The sequence below is a fragment of the Streptomyces sp. NPDC047315 genome (assembly GCF_040643215.1).
Lineage (GTDB): Bacteria > Actinomycetota > Actinomycetes > Streptomycetales > Streptomycetaceae > Streptomyces.
Map to the genome: position 1 here is coordinate 1 of NZ_JBEYTZ010000090.1, position 5,041 is coordinate 5,041.

Here is a 5,041-nt window from a genome sequence, read left to right on the forward strand (position 1 = left end):
GGCGTTGAACTCCTCGGGTCTTCACCGGTGTTTGCGGAGCGGATCGCGGCGTGTGAGGCGGCGTTGAAGCCGCATGTGGACTGGTCCCTGACCGACGTCCTGCGCGGCGACGGAACAGAGTTGACGCGGGTGGATGTGGTGCAGCCCGTTTTGTGGGCGGTGATGGTGTCGCTGGCCGCAGTCTGGGCCGAGCACGGCGTCATTCCCGCAGCAGTGATTGGGCATTCCCAGGGTGAGATAGCGGCGGCCTGTGTTGCGGGCGCTCTTACTTTGGACGACGGCGCCCGGATTGTTGCGTTGCGTAGCCGGGCACTTCGCGCCCTGTCGGGTGGTGGTGCGATGGCCTCACTCGGCCTCGGTGCTGCCGATGCTGAGGGCTTCTTCCCGACCGGTGGCGGTGTCGTGGTGGCGGCGGTGAACGGGCCGTCATCGACCGTCGTTTCCGGTCCGCCGCAGGCCGTGGCCGATGTGGTCGCCGCTGTCGAGGCGGCCGGGCACCGGGCCCGCACCATCGACGTCGACTACGCGTCCCACGGCCCCCAGGTCGACCAGATCACCGACGAACTCCACCGTGTGCTCGCCGGGATCCAACCGGCCACGAGCGACGTCGCCTTCTACTCCACCGTCACCGCCGGACCCGTCGACACCACCACCCTCGACACCCACTACTGGGTCACCAACCTCCGCGAACAGGTCCGCTTCTCCGACACGGTTGGTGCGCTGTTGGACGGTGGGCATCGGTTGTTCGTCGAGGTGAGTCCTCATCCGGTGTTGACGTTCGGTTTGGAGGAGGTGTTCGAGGGCGTTGGTGTCGATGGGGTGACGGTGCCGACGTTGCGTCGTGGTTCGGGTGGCCAGGGGCAGTTGGCGTTGTCGGTGGGGAAGGCGTTCGTCGCCGGCGCCCCGGTGGACTGGTCGACCTGGTTCCCTGCGGCGTCCCGGCACACCGTCGACCTCCCCACGTACGCCTTCCAACGCCAGCGCTACTGGCTCGCGCCCGCAGCGGGCGCCGGCGGGCTGGGCGCGGCGGGGCTGCACGGCAGCGATCACCCGCTGCTGCCCGGCGCCGTACACCTGGCCGACGGCGGGCTCGTGCTCACCGGTCGCCTGCCGGCCGGCCCCGGCGGCTGGCTGGGAGACCACGCGGTCGGCGGGGCGGCACTCGTGCCCGGCGCCGTACTCGTGGAGTGGGCGCTGCGCGCCGCCGACGAAGCGGGCTGCGGCGGCGTGGAAGAACTGACGTTGCGGCAGCCGCTCGCCGTGCCCGCGGCCGGTGACCTCCAGGTGCGGGTGTCGGTGAGCGCGCCCGCCGACGACGCCACCCGTGAGGTGCGGGTGGACTCCCGCGCCGAACGCGAGCGGGCCGACGGCACCTGGACCTGTCACGCCACCGGCCTCCTCACGCCCGACCCGACCGCCCCCGCCACCGAAGTCCCGAGCGCATGGCCGCCGGCCGGCGCCGAACCCGTCGACACGACGGACTTCTACGCGCGGCTGGAGGCCGCGGGCTACTCCTACGGCGACGCGTACCACGGGCTGCGCGCCCTGTGGCGGCACGGGAACGAACTGCTGGCCGAGGTCGTGCTGCCCGACGGCACGGGCGACGGCGAGGACGGGTTCGGCATCCACCCCGTGCTCCTGGACGCCGCGCTCCACCCCGGTCTGCTGCGGGAGGAGCCCGCGACGGACGGACCGGTGTGGCTGCCGTTCGCCTGGTCCGGGGTCGCGTTGCGGGCGGCCGGGGCCCGCCTCGTACGCGTCAGACTGACGCCCCGTCCGTCTACCGGCGGTGCCGACGACGGCCAGCGCGAGCTGAGCGTGACCGTAGCCGACGCGCTGGGCGCCCCGGTCCTCACCGCCGCATCGGTCGTGCTGCGCCCTGCGGACCCCGGCCGGTTGCGCGCCGCCGCCGGGGGCGGCGGGCGGCTGTTCGCCCTGGCGTGGACGCCCTTGGCACGGACGGTCGAGCCCCAGGCCGCGGGCGGAGACGTCCGTACGGACTGGGTCATCCTCTCCGACGAGGGCCCCGCGGCGGTCGCGGAAGCCGTGGACGACGGCGCCGCGGTGGTCGTCGCGGACGTGCACACCGGAAGCAGCTCGGGCCTGGTCGAGGTCGAACGGGCCTCGGCGCTGGTACGCACCTGGCTGGCCGAACCCCGTACGGCCGGTGCCCGGCTGGTGGTGCTCACCCGAGGAGCCCTGCCGGTGGAGCTGCCCGGCGGGCCGCCCGCGCCGCACCCCGCCGGGACCGGGATACGGGGCCGGCTGCGGCACGTGCTGTCGGCCCACCCCGGCCGCGTGCTCCTGCTCGACCTCGAACCATCAGATGACGGCGCCGCGGCGGCGCTGCTCGACGCCGACGTGTCGGGCGCCGTGCGTACGGCGTTGGCCAGCGGCGAGCAGGTCGTGGCGGTGCGCGCCGGCAGGGTCCTCGCACCCCGCTGGGTTCCCGACTCGGCCGCGGGCGCCCGCGAACCGGCCGCCGAGGACGGCGGCACCGTCCTGGTATGCGGCGGCACCGGGGCGTGGGGCGCCAAGGTGGCCGAGTACGTGGCGCGCACCGGACGGGCGGACCGGTTGGTCCTGGTCAGCCGCCGCGGCCCGACGGCGCCGGGCGCGACGGAACTCGCGGCCCGGCTGGAGTCGTACGGCCCCCGGGTCGACGTGGTGGCTGCGGACCTCACCGACGCGGATTCGGTGGCCGCGGTCCTCGCCGGCATCGCCCCGGCGCACCCGCTGACCGGGATCGTGCACGCCGCCGGGGCGCGCTCGGGTGCACCCGCGCAGGTGTGGCACGCGAAGTCCACGGTCGCCGCCCTGCTCGCCGCGACCGCCGTCGAAGTGCCCACGCTGCGACGGTTCGTGGTGTTCAGCGAGCCGGTGAACGACCCGGACGCGTCGAACGCCATCGACCACGTCGCCGCCCGCGCGTACTGCGACGCACTGATGGCGCACCGGCGTGCCGGAGGGCTGCCGGGCACGTCGGTGACATGGGCCCGCGAAGCCGCCGCCCCCGACGACTCCGCCGACGCTCGGGACGACGACGCCGTGTTCGCCGCGGTGTGGACGCACCGGGAGCCGCACCTGCTGGTCACGGGGGCGGACGGCCCGCTGCCCGCCGCCCCGCCGCACGCGATCGCCGTACGGGTCGACTTCACCGGCCCGCGACGGCGCGCCGCAGCCGACCGGACGGCCCGGCCGGTCGACCTGGCGGCGCGGCTCGCCTCACTGTCCGACGACGACCGGCACCGCACTGTGCTGGACGTCGTACGAGGGCACGCCGCAGCCGTGCTCGGACACGCCGACCCCGAATCCGTCCCGGCCCGGGCCGCCTTCAAGCAGCTCGGTTTCAGCTCGTTGACGTCCGTGGAGCTGCGGGACCGGCTCACGGCGGCCACCGGGCTGCGGCTGCCCACCGCGTACGTCTTCCGCCACCCCACCCCGCAGGAGGTCGCGGACGACCTGGTGCGCCGACTCGCGGCCGACCCTGACCCGGGCCCGGGCGCCGCTACGCCCACGCAGCAGGTCGTCCGCGCCGACGGCGGGAACACGCTGCTGAACGAACTGGCCCGACTGGAGGCCGCGGTGGCGGGCACCGCGGTGGACGAGGGCGACGTGGCCATGGTCACCACCCGCCTGGAGGACCTGTTGGCGACCTGGCGGCAGGCGCACGGGAGTGCGCCCGCGGCCCCCGTCGCGGCGGCGGACCACCTCAGATCCGCCTCGGCCCAGCAGGTGCTGGACTTCATCGATAACGAGCTTGGAGTGTCCTGAAATGGTGGCCCCCCATGGCGAATGAAGAGCAGCTCGTCGACTACCTCAAGCGTGTTGCCGCCGAACTCCAGCAGACGCGGCAGCGCCTGCACGAGGTGGAGGAGCGCCACCAGGAGCCCGTGGCCATCGTCGGCATGGCCTGCCGCTTCCCCGGCGACGCCGACTCGCCAGAGGCGCTGTGGGACCTGGTGGCCGACGGCCGGGACGTCATCGGCCCGTTCCCCACCGACCGGGGCTGGGACCTGGAGAACCTGTACGACCCGGATCCGGCCACCCCCTGGACCAGCTACGTGCGCGAGGGCGGATTCGTCCGCACCGCCGACGAGTTCGACGCGGACTTCTTCGACATCTCCCCGCGCGAGGCGCTGGCGATGACGCCCCAGCAGCGGCTGCTGCTGGAGGTCGCCTGGGAGTCCTTCGAACGGGCCGGCATCGACCCCCGCACGCTCAAGGGCAGCCGCACCGGGGTCTACGCGGGAGTGTCCAGCGAGGACTACTACTCGCGCCTGCCGCGCATCCCCGAGGGCTTCGAGGGCCACGCCACCACCGGCAGCCTCAACAGTGTCCTCTCCGGGCGCGTCGCCTACGCGCTGGGGCTTGAAGGTCCGGCGGTGACGGTGGACACGGCATGCTCGTCGTCGCTGGTGGCGATGCACCTGGCCGTCAAGGCGCTGCGGCAGGGCGAGTGCACGCTGGCCCTGGCGGGCGGGGCGCTGGTGCTCTCGTCGCCGCTGATGTTCACCGAGTTCTGCCGTCAGCGCGGGCTCTCGCCCGACGGCCGGTGCAAGGCGTTCGCCGCGTCGGCCGACGGCACCGGGTTCTCCGAGGGCGTCGGCCTGGTGCTGTTGGAGCGGCTGTCCGACGCGCGGCGCAACGGGCACCGGGTCCTTGCGGTGCTGCGTGGCTCGGCGGTCAACCAGGACGGGGCGAGCAACGGCCTGTCCGCTCCCAACGACGCAGCGCAGGAGCGGGTGATCCGCCAGGCGCTGGCCGACGCCCGGCTGTCCACGGCCGACGTCGACGCCGTCGAGGCGCACGGCACGGGCACGAAGTTGGGCGACCCGATCGAGGCGGGCGCGCTACTGGCGACGTACGGCCAGGACCGGCCGGCGGACCGGCCGCTGTGGCTCGGCTCGGTGAAGACGAACATCGGTCACACGCACGCCACCGCCGGTGTGGCCGGTGTGATCAAGATGGTGATGGCCTTGCGACACGGGGTGTTGCCGGCCACCTTGCACGTGGATGAGCCGTCGCCGTACGTGGACTG

2 protein-coding genes are annotated in these 5,041 nt (G+C 73.9%); both read left to right on the forward strand.

The window, feature by feature from the left end; genetic code table 11:
• Window positions 1–3,774, forward strand: a 3,774-nt coding sequence (locus tag ABZ842_RS38555; RefSeq protein ID WP_361548489.1) for an acyltransferase domain-containing protein, incomplete at its 5' end; no start/stop codon positions are given.
• Window positions 3,775–3,788: 14 nt separating this feature from the next.
• The coding region (locus ABZ842_RS38560; RefSeq protein ID WP_361548492.1) for a beta-ketoacyl synthase N-terminal-like domain-containing protein at window positions 3,789–5,041 on the forward strand (1,253 nt) is incomplete at its 3' end.